At 69.5% G+C, this 14,608-nt stretch carries 16 protein-coding genes; 7 read left to right on the plus strand and 9 right to left on the minus strand.

The window, feature by feature from the left end; genetic code table 11:
* Positions 1 to 95: 95 nt before the first annotated feature.
* Entirely contained in the window at positions 96 to 1,691 is a 1,596-nt protein-coding gene (gene ahpF, locus C1707_RS12475; protein ID WP_101712649.1) for an alkyl hydroperoxide reductase subunit F, read from the plus strand.
* 219 nt (positions 1,692 to 1,910) lie between these two features.
* Here ahpF and C1707_RS12480 read toward each other — a convergent pair whose 3' ends face one another.
* The 5 genes from C1707_RS12480 to C1707_RS12500 form a co-directional block, all read right to left on the minus strand.
* On the minus strand, positions 1,911 to 3,428 hold the full coding sequence (locus C1707_RS12480) for an ATP-binding protein (protein ID WP_240633928.1): 1,518 nt from the start codon (positions 3,426 to 3,428) through the stop codon (positions 1,911 to 1,913).
* A gap of 244 nt (positions 3,429 to 3,672) precedes the next feature.
* Entirely contained in the window at positions 3,673 to 5,313 is a 1,641-nt protein-coding gene (locus C1707_RS12485) for an NAD(P)/FAD-dependent oxidoreductase (RefSeq protein ID WP_101712651.1), read from the minus strand.
* Between the two features lie 138 nt (positions 5,314 to 5,451).
* The gene (locus C1707_RS12490; protein WP_101712652.1) at positions 5,452 to 5,925 is read right to left on the minus strand and encodes a GatB/YqeY domain-containing protein; all 474 of its coding nucleotides are present in this window, start codon (positions 5,923 to 5,925) and stop codon (positions 5,452 to 5,454) included.
* Positions 5,926 to 6,051: 126 nt separating this feature from the next.
* Positions 6,052 to 6,501 carry a MarR family winged helix-turn-helix transcriptional regulator gene (locus tag C1707_RS12495; RefSeq protein WP_101712653.1) on the minus strand — a complete coding sequence of 150 codons (450 nt, stop codon included), beginning with the start codon at positions 6,499 to 6,501 and terminating at the stop codon, positions 6,052 to 6,054.
* Positions 6,498 to 6,914, minus strand: coding sequence for an organic hydroperoxide resistance protein (locus tag C1707_RS12500; protein ID WP_101712654.1), 417 nt, complete (start codon positions 6,912 to 6,914; stop codon positions 6,498 to 6,500). Before C1707_RS12500 ends, C1707_RS12495 begins: the two co-directional genes overlap by 4 nt.
* Positions 6,915 to 7,085: 171 nt before the next feature.
* Here C1707_RS12500 and C1707_RS26985 point away from each other — a divergent pair, with 171 nt between their 5' ends.
* From C1707_RS26985 to C1707_RS12520, 4 genes are all read left to right on the plus strand, one after another.
* The gene (locus C1707_RS26985) at positions 7,086 to 8,000 is read left to right on the plus strand and encodes a DUF2268 domain-containing putative Zn-dependent protease (protein ID WP_101712655.1); all 915 of its coding nucleotides are present in this window, start codon (positions 7,086 to 7,088) and stop codon (positions 7,998 to 8,000) included.
* A gap of 72 nt (positions 8,001 to 8,072) precedes the next feature.
* Entirely contained in the window at positions 8,073 to 8,426 is a 354-nt protein-coding gene (locus tag C1707_RS12510) for a DUF6152 family protein (protein WP_101712656.1), read from the plus strand.
* A gap of 158 nt (positions 8,427 to 8,584) precedes the next feature.
* The gene (locus C1707_RS12515) at positions 8,585 to 9,400 is read left to right on the plus strand and encodes a TIGR02587 family membrane protein (RefSeq protein ID WP_240633929.1); all 816 of its coding nucleotides are present in this window, start codon (positions 8,585 to 8,587) and stop codon (positions 9,398 to 9,400) included.
* Positions 9,400 to 9,855: a hypothetical protein gene (locus C1707_RS12520; RefSeq protein ID WP_101712658.1), complete on the plus strand. Its 456-nt coding sequence runs from the start codon at positions 9,400 to 9,402 to the stop codon at positions 9,853 to 9,855. The genes C1707_RS12515 and C1707_RS12520 overlap by 1 nt, the downstream gene beginning before the upstream one ends.
* 4 nt (positions 9,856 to 9,859) lie before the next feature.
* On the opposite strand, the gene C1707_RS12525 is transcribed toward C1707_RS12520, so the two are convergent.
* Positions 9,860 to 10,567 (minus strand): DnaJ C-terminal domain-containing protein, encoded by a 708-nt coding sequence (locus C1707_RS12525; RefSeq protein WP_101712682.1) that lies wholly within the window; start codon positions 10,565 to 10,567, stop codon positions 9,860 to 9,862.
* 48 nt (positions 10,568 to 10,615) lie between these two features.
* On the minus strand, positions 10,616 to 10,957 hold the full coding sequence (locus tag C1707_RS12530; protein WP_123170748.1) for a hypothetical protein: 342 nt from the start codon (positions 10,955 to 10,957) through the stop codon (positions 10,616 to 10,618).
* A gap of 74 nt (positions 10,958 to 11,031) precedes the next feature.
* On the opposite strand from C1707_RS12530, the gene pdxH reads away from it, so the two are divergent.
* Positions 11,032 to 11,700 carry a pyridoxamine 5'-phosphate oxidase gene (gene pdxH, locus C1707_RS12535; protein WP_101712683.1) on the plus strand — a complete coding sequence of 223 codons (669 nt, stop codon included), beginning with the start codon at positions 11,032 to 11,034 and terminating at the stop codon, positions 11,698 to 11,700.
* Between the two features lie 16 nt (positions 11,701 to 11,716).
* Here the strand turns inward: pdxH and C1707_RS12540 are convergent, their stop codons facing one another.
* Positions 11,717 to 12,199, minus strand: a complete 483-nt coding sequence (locus C1707_RS12540) for a hypothetical protein (protein WP_101712660.1) — start codon at positions 12,197 to 12,199, stop codon at positions 11,717 to 11,719.
* A 121-nt stretch (positions 12,200 to 12,320) separates the two neighbouring features.
* The gene (locus C1707_RS12545; RefSeq protein WP_101712661.1) at positions 12,321 to 12,941 is read right to left on the minus strand and encodes a TetR/AcrR family transcriptional regulator; all 621 of its coding nucleotides are present in this window, start codon (positions 12,939 to 12,941) and stop codon (positions 12,321 to 12,323) included.
* A gap of 148 nt (positions 12,942 to 13,089) precedes the next feature.
* On the opposite strand from C1707_RS12545, the gene C1707_RS12550 reads away from it, so the two are divergent.
* Entirely contained in the window at positions 13,090 to 14,589 is a 1,500-nt protein-coding gene (locus tag C1707_RS12550) for a bifunctional aminoglycoside phosphotransferase/ATP-binding protein (protein WP_101712684.1), read from the plus strand.
* Positions 14,590 to 14,608 lie beyond the last annotated feature (19 nt).

The following is a 14,608-nucleotide window of genomic DNA, read 5'->3' on the forward strand; positions in this document are numbered from 1 at the left end:
GGCGCGCAACCTCTCGATCGTTCGCCGCGTTCGATCCTCCCCCGACAATCGAACGCCTTTTCCTCTCCCCCTTTAGCTTTTTGGGAGCGCGCCTCATGCTGGACGCCGGTCTGAAGACCCAGTTGACCACCTACCTGCAGAACCTGCGCCAGCCGATCGAACTGGTCGCCTCCCTCGGCGACGACAAGGGTTCGAAAGACATGCTGGCCCTGCTGGAAGACGTCGCCGCGACGTCGGACAAGGTCAGCCTGAACCTGTCGGGCGACGACGCCCGCAAGCCCTCTTTCGCCATCACCCGCGCCGCCCCAAACAGCAGAGAGGGCGACGCTGACGTCCGCTTCGCCGGTCTGCCGCTGGGCCACGAGTTCACCTCGCTGGTGCTGGCCCTGCTGCACGTCGGCGGCCACCCGCCGCGCCTCGACGCCGAGGTGATCGAGCGCATCAAGGCCCTGGACGGCGACTACAGCTTCGAGACCTATTTCTCGCAGTCCTGCCAGAACTGCCCCGACGTGGTGCAGGCGCTGAACACCATGAGCGCGCTGAACCCGCGCATCCGCCACGTCGCCATCGACGGCGCGCTGTTCCAGGCGGAAGTCGAGCAGCGCCAGGTCATGGCCGTGCCGACGATCCTGCTGAACGGCCAGCCGTTCGGCCAGGGCCGCATGGAGGTCGAGCAGATCCTGGCCAAGCTCGACACCGGCGCCGAGGCGCGCATGGCCGAGAAGATCAAGACCAAGGACGCCTTCGAGGTGCTGGTCATCGGCGGCGGTCCGGCTGGCGCGGCCGCGGCCGTCTACGCCGCCCGCAAGGGCATCCGCACGGGCGTCGCCGCCGAGCGCTTCGGCGGCCAGGTGCTCGACACCATGGCCATCGAGAACTTCATCTCGGTGCAGCACACCGAGGGCCCCAAGCTGGCCACGGCGCTGGAACAGCACGTCAAGCAATACGACGTCGACGTGATGAACCTGCAGAAGGCCGTCGGCCTGGTGGCCCCCAAGGCCCCGGGCGGCCTGATCGAGGTCAAGCTCGAGAACGGCGCCAGCCTGAAGTCGCGCACCGTGATCCTGTCCACCGGCGCCCGCTGGCGGAACGTCAACGTCCCCGGCGAGGCTGAATACAAGAACAAGGGCGTGGCCTACTGCCCGCACTGCGACGGCCCGCTGTTCAAGGGCAAGCGCGTGGCGGTGATCGGCGGCGGCAACAGCGGCGTCGAGGCGGCCATCGACCTGGCCGGCATCGTCGCCCACGTCACCCTGATCGAGTACGACAGCCAGCTGCGGGCCGACGCCGTGCTCCAGCGCAAGCTGGCCAGCCTGCCCAACGTCACCATCGTCACCTCGGCCATGACCACCGAGATCCATGGCGACGGCGCTAAGGTGAACGGCCTGTCCTACAAGGACCGCAACCACGACACGGCCCACCGCGTCGACCTGGAGGGCGTGTTCGTGCAGATCGGCCTGGTGCCCAACACCGAGTGGCTGAAGGACTCGAACGTCGCGCTCAGCAACCGCGGCGAGATCGAGGTCGACTACCGCGGCGAGACCTCGATGCCGGGCGTCTTCGCGGCCGGCGACGCGACCACCACGCCGTACAAGCAGATCATCATCGCCATGGGCGAGGGCGCCAAGGCCTCGCTGTCGGCCTTCGACTACCTGATCCGCCTGCCGGCCGAACAGGCCGAAGCGGCCTGATCGGCCGGGTTCCAGCAAAAAAGAGTCGGCCGAACAGGCCGAAGCGGCCTGATCGGCCGGGTTCCAGCAAAAAAGAGTCGGCCGAACAGGCCGAAGCGGCCTGATCGGCCGGGTTCCAGCAAAGAAGAGTCGGCGAAGCAGGCCGAAGCGGCCTGATCGGCCTTACAAGCTGAAGAGGCGAAGGCCCGGACGAGCAATCGTCCGGGCCTTTTGCTTGGCTCAAGCCACCGCCGCCTGGATACCGGCCAACAGGTTGGCGGCGGTGATCGGCTTGGCCACGTGCAGGTCGGCGCCGGCGTCCAGGGCCTCGTTGCGGTGCTTCATCAGGGCGTTGGCGCTGAGCATGACGATCGGCGTACGGGTCGCGCCGCGTTCGGCCTCCAGGGCGCGGATGGCGCGGGTGGCGGTCAGGCCGTCCATCCTGGGCATCTGCATGTCCATCAGCACGACGTCGAAGCCGCCGTCGGCGAAGGCGGCGATGGCCTGCAGCCCGTCCTCGGCCGTCACCACATGCGCGCCCTGCGTCGCCAGGATCAGCTGAGCCACGCGCTGGTTGGTCGGGTGATCCTCGACCAGCAGCACGCGAAGGGGCTGGTCGGGCGGGGCGATCGGCTCGGGCGCCGGCGGGGGAACTGCGCCGACCTCGACGGCCTCCTGCAGGCGGGGAAGGCTGATCGAGAACACGAAGCGGCTGCCGACGCCGGGCTGCGAGGTCGCCGAGATCTCGCCGCCCATCATCTCGACCAGCGACCGGCAGATCGCCAGTCCCAGTCCGCTGCCGCCGAAGCGCCGGCTGATCGACTCGTCGGCCTGGCCGAAGCGGGTGAACAGCGTCGCGGCCTGCTCTTCGTCAAAGCCGATGCCAGTGTCCTCGATCTCGAAGGTCAGGTGCGTGCGGCCGTCGGCCTCGGTCGAGGCGACGCGCAGGACGATCCCGCCCTGGTCCGTGAACTTGATGGCGTTCGACAGCAGGTTGCTGATCACCTGGCTCAGGCGGGTACCGTCGCCCAGGTGGCGTCCGCCCGTCACCGGCGGGCGCTCGACGGTGAAGGTCAGTCCCTTGGCCTCGGCGCGCCGGCGCATCAGCTCGACACCGGGGCGCAGCGCCTGGTCGAGGTTGAACGAGCGGCTCTCCAGCTGCAGCTGACCGGCCTCGATCTTGGAGACGTCCAGGAAGTCCGACACCAGCCGCTCCAGCGTCGCGCCGGAATCGCGCACCAGCCCGACCATCTCGGCCTGCTCGGGGCTGAGCGCGGTGCGCGACAGGGCATCGATGATGCCGATCACGCCGTTCAGCGGCGTGCGGATCTCGTGGCTGATATTGGCCAGGAAATCGGACTTGGCGCGGTTGGCCGCCTCGGCCGCCGCCTTGGCCTCGATCAGCTGGCGTTCGGCGGCGACGCGGTCGGTGACATCGCGGGCCACGCCATAGATCTTGTCGCCGGCCCGCTGGGCCCGCCACTCCAGCGTCCGGTAGTGCCCGTCGGCGTGGCGATAGCGGTTGATGAACCCTCGGACCGGGTCGCCGTCCTTGCGGTTCTCGACCTCGACGACGCTGTCGTGGGTGTCGGGAAGGTCGTCGGGATGGACCAGCCGCAGCAGCGGCCTGCCCTCCATGTCCTCGGGGCTGTGGCCGAGCTTGGTCTGCCACGAGCGGCTGGCCTTCAGCACCATGCCCTCGAGGTCGCGGATGACCAGCAGGTCGAGCGAGACCTCGAAGAAGGTGCTGGCGTCCACGAGCAAAGCCTCGCGGTTCGATGCCTGAGCCATAGATCGAAGTCCCCGAAGCGCCGACTAGACTTCAGAATAGCGCAACAAGGTTAAGCTCCGATACCCGCTGATCTACTCATCTTTAGTCGCGACTTGCGGGCGCGAAGAAAATTTCCCGCTTAGCGGGTGTTGCTCGCAAGCACTGATATTTGACTGCGGAGACTGGAAAGGAAATTGTGTTTCGTTGTTACAGGAGGCTAAGCGCGACGGCTCAGACTGCCTCCGCCCAGCCCTTCGCCACATAGGCCGCCGCCACCGCCTCGGCGATCTTGATGCCATCCACCCCCGCCGACAGGATGCCGCCCGCATAGCCCGCGCCTTCGCCGGCCGGGAACAGGCCGGCGGTGTTGAGGCTCTGCAGGTCCTTGCCGCGCGTGATGCGGATCGGCGAGGAGGTGCGGGTCTCCACCCCCGTCATCAGCACGTCGGGATGGTCGTAGCCGGCGATCTGGCGGCCGAAGACGGGCAGGGCCTCGCGCATGGCCTCCAGCACGAACGGCGGCAGGCATTCGGCCAGGTCGGTCATGTGGATGCCTGGCTTGTAGGAGGGCTGGACCTCGCCCAGGGCCTCGGACGGACGGCCGGCCAGGAAGTCGCCGACCTTCTGGGCCGGGGCCTTGTAGTCGCCGCCGCCGGCGGTGAAGGCCAGAGACTCCCACTTGCGCTGGAACTCGATGCCGGCCAGCGGGTGGCCCGGATAGTCGCGCTCGGGGTCGATGGCCACCACGAAGCCGGAGTTGGCGTTGCGTTCGTTGCGCGAATACTGGCTCATGCCGTTGGTCACGACGCGGTTCGGCTCCGAGGTCGCCGCCACCACCGTGCCGCCTGGGCACATGCAGAAGCTGTAGACCGTGCGGCCGTTGGAGCAGTGGTGCGACAGGCTGTAGTCGGCCGCGCCGAGGTCCGGATGGCCGGCGCAGGCGCCGAACCTCGCCTTGTCCATCCACGACTGCGGATGCTCGATGCGCACCCCGATCGAGAACGGCTTGGCCTCGATGTGGACGCCGCGGTCGTACAGGGTCTGGAAGGTGTCGCGCGAGGAGTGGCCGACGGCCAGCACCACGTGCTCGGTCTCCAGGAACTCGCCGGTCGACAGGTGCAGGCCCTTGAGCTTGCGGGCGCCGTCCGGACCGGTCTCGATCTCGAAGTCGGTCACCCGGTGCTGCCAGCGGTACTCGCCGCCCAGGCTCTCGATCAGCGCCCGCATCTGCTCGACCATATGCACCAGGCGGAAGGTGCCGATGTGCGGGTGGGCCTCGGTCAGGATTTCCTCGGGCGCGCCGGCGGCGACGAACTCCTCCAGCACCTTGCGGCCCAGGAAGCGCGGATCCTTGATCTGGCTGTAGAGCTTGCCGTCCGAGAAGGTGCCGGCGCCCCCTTCGCCGAACTGGACGTTCGACTCCGGGTTCAGCTCGCTCTTGCGCCACAGGGCCCAGGTGTCCTTGGTGCGCTCGCGCACCACCTTGCCGCGGTCGAGGATGATCGGCTTGAAGCCCATCTGGGCCAGGACGAGGCCCGCGAACAGGCCGCAGGGACCAGCGCCAATCACCACCGGACGCGGGCCGTCGAAGCCTTCCGGTGCGCGGGCGGTGAAGCGATAGTCGGTGTCGGGCGTCGGGCGCACCTGGTGGTCGCCCTTGAAGCGCTCCAGCACGGCGGCCTCGTCGCGCAGGGCGACATCCACCGTGTAGATCATCAGGATCGCGGACTTCTTGCGGGCGTCGTGGGCGCGCCGCCACAGCTTGACCTGGAGCAGGTCGGCCGGGGCGATCCCCAGGCGCGCGCAGATGGCCGGAGCCATGGCCTCCGGCGGATGGTCCAGGGGCAGCTTCAGTTCGGAAAGACGCAGCATGGCGCGGGTTTAGCCGGTCGCGGGCGTCCGCGCCATGGGGAGAGGTCATGGAGGAGGGGCCGCGCGCGCCTCTCCTCCATGCTTGTTGCCTGGCTCCCGCCGTTCTCGCCGGATGGCGGGAAGGGGAGAGGGCTCCGCTTAGCCCTTGGCCAGGGCGCTCGCCGCCTTGCCGTCGTACTGGCCGCCGAAGTTGGTCTTCAGGTGGGCCATGATCATGCCGACATTGGCGCCGGGGTTCTTGGCCTTGAAGTCGTCGATGGCCTCGCGCAGCTCCGATTCCGTCATCTGCTTGGGGCCATACGAGGACAGGATCGCCAGTTCGGTTTCAGCCGCCTTGATCCGCTCGTCCACCTTCGACGCATCGCCGCCGGCCGCGACCAGGCGGGCGCGTTCGGTCGCGAGGTTCTCCAGAGTCAGCTTGGTGTTCTTCACGAACTTCGCGATGGTGGCGGCGACCTTCTCGTCGGTGACTTCCGTCACGCCGCGCTTGAATTCCTCGGTCGTGATCTGCGTGGCCTCGCCGATCAGGGTGGTGAGCACGTCGGCCTTCAGGCGGTCGCTCAGCTTGCGCGCCGCCAGCTGGTCAGCCTTGAGGTCATCGAGCAAAGCCATGTCGTCGTCCTTTCAGTTCACTCTAACGGTCGTGCTGTAAGGGGTGTGGCCGCACCTCTTCAAGCCGACCTCGGGTCCTTTCGCTTCAGCGCGGATCGTCCGTCGCGGCGGAGACCGCCGCGCGTTCTACACCGCCAGCCGCTTCAGCCGCTCGCGAAGGTCCACCAGTTCGGGCAGCGGCGTATCCAGCTTGCAGAAGAACCGCTCGGCCACCTCGAGGGCCTGCTCCCGCATCGCGTCGCCGGCGTCGGTCAGCGAGATGATCACCCGCCGCTCGTCGTCGGGGTCGCGGCTTCGGACGATCAGGCCAGCGCCCTCCAGCCGCTTCAGTAGCGGGGTCAGGGTGCTGGATTCGAGGTCCAGCGCCTGACCCATCTCGCCGACGGTGCGCGGGCTGTGCTCCCACAGCACCAGCATGGCCAGGTACTGCGGATAGGTCAGGCCCAACGCGTCCAGCAGCGGCCGGTACAGGCGCGTGACCCGGTTGGCCGCGCTGTAGAGGGCGAAGCAGAGCTGGCGGTCGAGGCGCAAGACCTCGACCGCTTTGTCCAGGGCTTTGTCGGCGTCCGAGGTCATGCAGCCTTTACGTTGAGGGCGACATCGATGTTGCCGCGGGTGGCGTTGGAATAGGGGCAGACCTGGTGCGCCGTGGCAACCAGGGCTTCGGCCTGTTCCTGCGAAAGGCCCTGGGTTTCGACCTCCAGCGCCACCTCGAGCTTGAAGCCGACTTCCTGCGCGGCCAGGCCGACGACGCCGGTGACGGTCGAGCCGGTCAGCGGGATCTTCTGCTGGCGGGCCACGAAGGCCATGGCGCTCTGGAAGCAGGCGGCGTAGCCGGCCGCGAACAGTTGCTCGGGATTGGTGCCGTCTTCCTTGCCGCCGAGGGCCTTGGGCATGGCCAGGCGCACGTCCAGCAGGCCGTCATTGCTGCGGACGCCGCCTTCGCGGCCGCCGGTGGCCGTGGCGCGGGTTTGGTAGAGAGTGCTCATCGGGTTCGCTCCTGCGATTGAATTGGTGAGAACGATTTAATCGTGCGCGATATAACTTCAAGAGGCACGACGTCGGATTTTTTCCGGCGTCTTTCGGGGCGGGCTTCGGTGCTTGATTTCGAGGCGCGGACGAGGCGAGGTTCGCGGCTCGAAAAAGAACGGGGAGGGCGTGTGCGAACCTGGATTCTGACGGCCGGTCTGGCGGCGACCATAGCTCTGGCGAGTCCCGGCTGGACGCAGGAGACGAAGGCCGCGCTCGACACCGCCGACGTCGATCTCTTCTACCGCCTCTACGACGAGACCGGCGGCCGGCCCAGCGCCGAGCAGCTGCAGGCCCGCTACATCGACGCCGGCTCGCCGGGCCAGCGCGTCTTCTTCGAGGCCCGTCGTACGACCGTCGCCCGTCTGGCCGAAGCCGTCGCGACCAGGCCCGAGATCTACCAGAAGGCCCGCGCCTGCGCCTCGACCCTGCCCAAGGTGAAGGGGCGGGTCGATACGGCCCTGGCCCGGTTCAGGACGCTCTATCCGCAGGCGCGCGTGCCTTCGGTGACCGTCGCGGTGGGCCGCGGCAAGCCAATCGCCATCGGCAGTCCGGTCACCGGCGTCCAGGTCGGGCTGGAGGCGCTGTGCGCCGCCGACTTCATCGATCCCGACGCCGAAGGCCGCTTCGTCGGCGTGCTGCTCCACGAGTACGCCCACGCTCAGCAGAACCCGCTGCTGACCGAGAAGAAAAAGCCCACCGTGCTGGAGGCGGCCCTGGTGGAGGGCGGGGCCGAGTTCGTCACCGAACTGCTGATCGGCCGCCCGGCCTACGTCTATTTCGGACCGTTGACCAAGGGCCGCGAGCGCGAGATCGAGACCGCCTTCGCCGCCGACGTCGACAAGACCGACCTGTCGGCCTGGTTCTACAACTCCACGCCCGAAAAGCCCGCCGACCTCGGCTACTGGGCCGGCTACCGCATCGCCAAGGCCTACTACGCCAAGGCCAGCGACAAGCAGGCCGCCCTGCGCGACATCCTCGCCGTCTCCGACGCCCACGCCTTCCTCGCCGCCAGCGGCTGGACCCCGGGAATGACGCTGGAGTGACCGGCGGGGCGCTTGCTCCGCTCGCCGCTTCGTGTCCCACTCCTGCGGTCGGGGCCTTGAAGAGGTGAGACCATGCTGAGGCTCATGCCGCTTTCGGCGGCCGCCGTCGTGCTCGTCGTTCCCGCCGCCGCCCTCGCCGACCAAGGATGGGGCGCCTACGACGCCGACGAGGTTATCCGGATCACCGCGCCGGTCAGCGACGTCACCTGGGGCAATCCCGACGGCGCGGCCAAGGTGCGTCATGCCGGCAAGGTCTGGGACGTCGTCCTGGCGCCCGTCGCCCGCATGGAGGCGCGCGGCCTGACGCGCGAGATGCTGGCCTCGGGCAAGCCGGTCACCCTGGAAGGCTATCCACGCAAGGACGGCGTGACCGAGATGCGCATCGAGCGTGTCGTCGCCGAGGGCAAGACGGTCGAGCTGCGCTAGGTGAAGCTGACCGCGACGCTGCAGGACGCCGCGTTGGGGGCTTGGGCGAAGGGGCTGGCCACAGGACTGCCTGCTCGCCTGCAACTGACGGGAACCGCGCTCCAAGCCGAACCGTTGCACGGGCGATGAAGGCCGGCGCGATCACGGGAGGAGCCGTCTTGCACGCCAACGCCGCCTATGGTCGGGCCCTGGCCCGCGCGTTCGGCGGAGCCCTGCTGTTCTCGTTCCCGCTGCTGATGACCATGGAGATGTGGTCGCTGGGCATGGCGGTCGAGCGGATGCGACTGCTGGTCTTCCTTCTGCTGTCGCTGCCCATGCTGCTGGGCCTGTCCTACTACGCCGGCTTCGAGCCGACCTTCCGCCTCAAGGACGAGGTGCTCGACGCCCTGGCCGCCTTCGGCGTGGGTTTCCTGCTGTCGGCGGCGCTGCTGGCGGTGTTCGGAGTCCTGGGCGCGCATGGCCTGTCTCTCCGGGCGGACCTGGGCAAGGTCGCCCTCTGCGCCGTGCCGGGCGCCATCGGCGCGCTCGTCGCCGGCAAGCAGCTCGGGGAAGGCGCGCCGAGCGCCCGCGAGAGGGAGCGGGCCGGAACCTTGGGCGAGATCTTCCTGATGGCCGTGGGCGCGCTGTTCCTGGCCTTCAACGTCGCGCCCACCGAGGAGATGATCCTGATCGCCTACCAGATGGCGCCGCCGCAGACGCTGCTGCTGATGGCGCTGTCGGTGTTGCTGCTGCACGTCTTCGTCTATCGCCTGGGCTTTCCGGGCGAGAGCCGGCGGCGCGAGGCGGGCGGCCCGCTGCGCACCTTCGTCGCCTTCACCGCGCCCGGCTACGGCGTGGCGCTGGTGGTCAGCCTCTATCTGCTCTGGACCTTCGGGCGCACCAACGGCGTCGCCCCGCACGAGATCGCCACCATGACCATCGTCCTGGCCTTTCCCGCCGCCCTGGGCGCGGCCACCGCGCGGCTGGTGGTCTGATGGCGACGACGACCAAGACACGCGCGGCCGCCAAGCCCGCCGCCAGGCGCAAGGCGTCCAGTCCCGCGCCGCCGCCCAGGGACGAGGTTCCGCTGCTGGAGTGGATCTCGGCGGCCGTCGGCCTGGTCTGCGCGCTGGTCGCCATCGGCTTCGTCGGCTGGGACGCCGTCTTCGGCGTGCGATCGCCGCCGGCGGTCGAGGTGCGGCTGGTGGAGGTGACGCCCACGCCGCACGGTTTCGTCGCGCAGATCGAGGCGATCAACCACGGCGGCTCTCCCGCCGCCCAGGTCGCCATCGAGGGCGTGCTGAGCGGGCAGGGCGAGCCCGAGACGGCGGAGGCGACGCTGGACTACATCCCCGAGCAGTCGCGGGCCGATGGCGGACTGGTGTTCGAGCACGATCCCCGGGCGGGAAAGCTTACGCTGCGCGCCAAGGGCTTCGCCGACCCGTCCTGAGGTATCAGGCCGCCCAGGCGGCCGCGAAGCGCTTCAGCTGCGAGCGGGCGGCGCTTTCGTGCACGGCGCCGGTGCGTTCCAGGCGCAGGAATAGGTCGCCGGCCGAGTGCGCGGCGCGGGCCGGCAGGCCCTGGCCGTTCAGACGCACGAGGCCCCGCTCGGCGGCCTTGGTCGAGATCCACACGGTGCGCGGACCGATGACGGTGTCCAGCTCGACCCGGCCGCCTTCGGCCAGAACCTTGGCGTCCAGGCGTACGGTCAGCCACAGGTCGTGGCCGCGCACCATGGCGATCGAGTCGGCCTTGATGCGGACGATCAAAAGGGTTTCGCCGACCCGGACGGTGTCGCCGTGGCGCAGGCCGGCGGGCAGGGTCAGGCGCAGGCGACGACCGGCGACCTCGGCTTCCAGCGCGCCGCCCAGGAAGGCGAAGGCCGGCTCGATGTCCAGCACGGCCTGGCTCGGCATGGCCGGGGTCTGGACGGTGGCCGGGGGGAAGCCCAGGCCGGCGGGCGCGTCGACGCCCTGCAGCATGCGATAGGCGGTCAGCACGTCGCGGAACAGGGCCGCGTCGCCGCCGGGACGGTCGGGGTGGGCGCGCTTGGCGGCCTCGCGATAGGCCGCGCGCAACTCGCGCTCGTCAGCGCCGGGCGCGACGCCCAGGATCGCGCGGGCGGCGGAAAGGGACAGGGAGGGGGCCGAGGCGGCGGTCATGCCGCGACCCTGCGCCGACTTGGTCAACGGGGCGTTAAGTTAACTTCTTCAGCGGATCAGTGCGGCGATCAGCGCGAAGATGCCGAACATCAACGCCATGCCGCCGAAGATGGCGATCACCGCCCATGTGCCGCTGCGCCTGTGCCAGGTCATGGGCACGTCGGTGTCGGGGCCCTCCGTCCGCGCGCGCCGGGCCCACCCCAGGGCGTGGCGCGCGGCGCCGATGCAGCCGACGATGAACAATGCTCCGTAGATCACGCCGCTGATCGCCCATTCGAAGGGACCCTCAGGCGCATGGGCGCGCAGCTTGTCGATTGTCCAGTAGGCGCAGGCGCCCACCCACAACAGCAGCGGAAGCCAGGCGAAGCGGGCGCGGGTCGCGAGAGTCATACGCTGATATCTGAAGGGCGCGTAAGTGACGGTCAAGCATGGCCCCCGGCCGCGCGCGGGCCTATATCCAGCCCATGACCGACGCCCCGCTGATCCCCGCCTCGCCGAGCGAAGACGACTACGTCGCCCAGGTGGCTTCCGCCACGCCGCCGCCGCTGCTGCCCGAGGGCGACCCGATCCACCTGTTCGGCGAGTGGCTGGCCGAGGCTGGTAAGTCCGAACCCAACGATCCCAACGCCATGACGGTCTCGACGGTCGACGAAAGCGGCATGCCGGATTCGCGGATGGTGCTGCTCAAGGACGTCGATAGCCGCGGCTTCGTCTTCTACACCAACCTCGAAAGCGCCAAGGGCCGGGAGCTGGCCGCCAATCCCAAGGCGGCCCTGCTGTTCCACTGGAAGTCGCTGCGCCGCCAGGTGCGGGTGCGCGGCGTGGTCGAGCCGGTCAGCGCGGCCGAGGCCGACGCCTATTTCGCCAGCCGCGCGCGCCACAGCCAGCTGGGCGCCTGGGCCAGCGACCAGTCGCGGCCGCTGCCCGACCGCCTGGCGCTGGAGCGCCGCGTGGCCGAGGCGGGCCTGAAGTACGGCCTGATCGGCAAGGTGCCGCGCCCGCCGCACTGGTCGGGCTTCCGCATCGTCCCGCAGGTCATCGAGTTCTGGCGCGATCGCCCGTTCCGCCTGCACGAACGCCTGGTCTATGAACGCGTCGACGGGGCCTGGACGACGAAGCGGCTGTTCCCGTAGGTCTGGGGCCGCCAGCCTACCGCAGTCCCGCCTCCACGGCCGCCAGCTTGCGGCGGTAGAGGTCGTCGGGCCGGGGCTCGCCGAAGGCGTTGCAGTAGCGGGCGGTCGCCGTCTCGCGGAGCTTGGCGTCGAAGCCCTTGGCCTCCAGTCCGTGATCGCCGCAGCGCGCCGCGCCGGCTTCAAGCGCCACGGCCAGGCGGGCCAGCCTCACGGTCTCGCCCGCGCCCTTGGCGTCGCCGGTCCGCGCCTGCAGCCAGGCGATCTGCGGCAGCAGGGCGTAGTTGGCGGCCTCGTGCAGCGGCAGGCCGTCGGCGGCGCGCAGAGCCTTCAGCGCCTCGCGCTCGCGCCCGGCCGAAAGCTGGTCGTAGGCCTGGTCGATGGCGGCCGTGTAGCGGACGTCGGGACGGCCCGTCTCGCGCTGGGCGAAGAGGCCGGCGTCCGGGCCGGCGAAGGCCGTTACGGTCGAGGCGCTCGCGGCGACGGCGAGCAGAGCGGTCATGACTGGGCGGCGCATGGGCGTCCTGCGGGGAAGAGCCAGGATTGGCGCTGGTAGATTATCACCTTCCGATTCGTGCATAAGTTGCGTGGTGGCAACGCTCGCCCTTAATTTTCGAGCGTTCTCAGCGCGTTCCGTAGCGGGCCAGGAACGTCTCGACGGCGTCCTCGGCGATCTGGTTCACCGGCCGGTCGGGCTGCACGTCGTCGCCGGCCGACAGGCCCAGCACCAGGGTGGCGTGGTCCAGCATGCCCATCAGCTGGCCGGCCGCCCACGAGGGTTTGTCGACCTTCAGTTCCCCCGAGGCGTTCAGGTCCTTGACCACCTGGATCGCCGCCCCGCCCAGGGACTCGCGCGCCGCTCCCAGGAAGTGGTCGGCCACCCCCTCGAACCGCCGGCGCTCGGCAGTGACCATCCGGAACATCGCCCGGGTGGCCGGCGTGGCGAAGAACTCGGCATAGGCCCGGGACAGCGCGGTGAGGCGCGCGCGGGCGTCGCCGATCGCCTTGGTGCTTTCGCGCACGGGCTCGGCCATCGTCCGTACGCTGTCGACGACCACGGTGCGGAACAGCTCGGCCTTGCTGGGGAAGTAGGCGTAGAGGGTGGCGGTCGAGACGCCCGCCGCGCGAGCCACCGCCTCCATTCCGGCGTCCGCGTAGCCTTCCTTGAGGAAGATGTCGCGAGCCGCGGCCAGGATCTCCGCCTTCTTGTGCTCGGACCGCTTCAGTCCGGCGCCGATCAGCATGGGATTCCTCAACATCAGACTGTGATGACCAAACGCTACTATCGCGTAAGTAGATCGCGCAAGCGTCCGCGAGGACTTGTGCCGAACTTTGCGCTATGGGACGCCCCGGCGCCGCCGATAGGGCGGCCGAAGACGAAGGTTGGACGGCGTGATCAAGGACGCGGAAGCGGCGCGCGAGCAGGAAGTGGCGGCCTGGCTGGGAGCCAAGGCCGACCAGACGATCGAGACCTCATGCGCGCGGGTGTTCCTGGTGGGCGAGTCCGCCTTCAAGGTGAAGCGCCCGGTCGACTTCGGTTTCCTCGACTATTCGACGCTGGAGCTGCGCCGCTGGTCGCTGCAGCGCGAGCTGTCGTTCAACCGCGCCGCCGCGCCCGACATCTATCGCGCCGTGCGCCAGCTGACCCGGACCGCCGACGGCGGGATCGAGATCGACGGGGCCGGCGAGGTTGTCGAGTACCTGCTGGAGATGCGCCGGTTCGACGGCGAATCCGTGCTGGCCTCGCAGCCCTGGGCCATCGACGACGCGCTGGAGGAGTCGCTGGGCCGCACCATCGCCCAGTTCCACGCCGGCGCCGCGCTGCGCCCGCAGGGCGGCGGCGTGTCGGCCCTGGGCTACACCATCGCCTCCAACGCCAACCTGCTGCGGGGCCTCGCCCCGCGCCTGGGCGCCCAGGCCGTCGAGCGGCTGATCGAGGAGACGGACCTGGCCCTCAAGCGCCTGGGGCCCCAGCTCGACGCCCGCGCCGGCCAGGGCTTCGCCCGCCACTGCCACGGCGACCTGCACCTGGGGAACATCCTGATCGAGGAGGGCAAGCCGATCCTCTTCGACTGCATCGAGTTCAACGACGCCCTGTCGGACATCGACGTCCAGTACGACCTGGCGTTCCTGCTGATGGACCTGGACTTCCGCCGCCGCCGCGACGCCGCCGGGCGGGTGCTGAACGCCTATCTCGACGAGGCGGCTCGCACCTTCGGCGAGGGGCTGTGGACAGGCCTGGCCGCCCTGCCGCTGATGCTCAGCGTCCGCGCCGCCGTGCGCACCCACGTCTGGGCCTATACCGGCGACGACGAGGCCGCGCGCGCCTATCTGGCCACGGCCATCGAGCACCTGGCTCCCAAGCCGGTCAGTCTGGTGGCCACGGGCGGCCTGTCGGGCTCGGGCAAGTCGACCTTCGCCCGCGTCTGCGCGCCGGGCCTGGGCGCCGCGCCCGGCGCGGTGGTGCTGCGCACCGACGAGATCCGCAAGCGCCTGTGGAACGTGCCATCGCTGCAGCGGCTGCCCAAGGAGGCCTATACCTCCGAAGTCAGCGACAAGGTCTATGACGAGCTGTTCCGCGACGCCGAACTGGTGCTCAAGGCCGGTCGTTCGGTCGTGGTCGACGCCGTGTTCATCAAGCCCGAGCAGCGCGCCCGCGCCGAAGCGCTCGCCAAGAAGCTCGACGTCGCGTTCCAGGGCGTCTGGCTTGAAGCGCCCGCCGACGTCCTGCGCGCCCGGGTCGCCGCCCGCGTCAACGACGCCTCCGACGCCGACGTCGCCGTGCTGGAAAGCCAGCTGGTCCGCGAGACGGGCGACATCGACTGGCGCCGTGTCGACACCGTCAGCGCCTTCGAGGACGAGGCCAGGGCCCTGGCTGAGCAGATGGGGTGACGGATTAGGAACCTCCCCC

This window comes from Caulobacter flavus (assembly GCF_003722335.1).
GTDB lineage: Bacteria > Pseudomonadota > Alphaproteobacteria > Caulobacterales > Caulobacteraceae > Caulobacter > Caulobacter flavus.

What these genes read in the sequence shown, in the direction of transcription:
- ahpF (WP_101712649.1), top strand. Translation starts at nt 96, where the DNA reads ATGCTGGACGCCGGTCTGAAGACCCAGTTGACCACCTACCTGCAGAAC.
- C1707_RS12485 (WP_101712651.1), bottom strand. Translation starts at nt 5,313, where the DNA reads ATGCTGCGTCTTTCCGAACTGAAGCTGCCCCTGGACCATCCGCCGGAG.
- C1707_RS12490 (WP_101712652.1), bottom strand. Translation starts at nt 5,925, where the DNA reads ATGGCTTTGCTCGATGACCTCAAGGCTGACCAGCTGGCGGCGCGCAAG.
- C1707_RS12495 (WP_101712653.1), bottom strand. Translation starts at nt 6,501, where the DNA reads ATGACCTCGGACGCCGACAAAGCCCTGGACAAAGCGGTCGAGGTCTTG.
- C1707_RS12500 (WP_101712654.1), bottom strand. Translation starts at nt 6,914, where the DNA reads ATGAGCACTCTCTACCAAACCCGCGCCACGGCCACCGGCGGCCGCGAA.
- C1707_RS12510 (WP_101712656.1), top strand. Translation starts at nt 8,073, where the DNA reads ATGCTGAGGCTCATGCCGCTTTCGGCGGCCGCCGTCGTGCTCGTCGTT.
- C1707_RS12520 (WP_101712658.1), top strand. Translation starts at nt 9,400, where the DNA reads ATGGCGACGACGACCAAGACACGCGCGGCCGCCAAGCCCGCCGCCAGG.
- C1707_RS12525 (WP_101712682.1), bottom strand. Translation starts at nt 10,567, where the DNA reads ATGACCGCCGCCTCGGCCCCCTCCCTGTCCCTTTCCGCCGCCCGCGCG.
- C1707_RS12530 (WP_123170748.1), bottom strand. Translation starts at nt 10,957, where the DNA reads ATGACTCTCGCGACCCGCGCCCGCTTCGCCTGGCTTCCGCTGCTGTTG.
- pdxH (WP_101712683.1), top strand. Translation starts at nt 11,032, where the DNA reads ATGACCGACGCCCCGCTGATCCCCGCCTCGCCGAGCGAAGACGACTAC.
- C1707_RS12540 (WP_101712660.1), bottom strand. Translation starts at nt 12,199, where the DNA reads ATGACCGCTCTGCTCGCCGTCGCCGCGAGCGCCTCGACCGTAACGGCC.
- C1707_RS12545 (WP_101712661.1), bottom strand. Translation starts at nt 12,941, where the DNA reads ATGCTGATCGGCGCCGGACTGAAGCGGTCCGAGCACAAGAAGGCGGAG.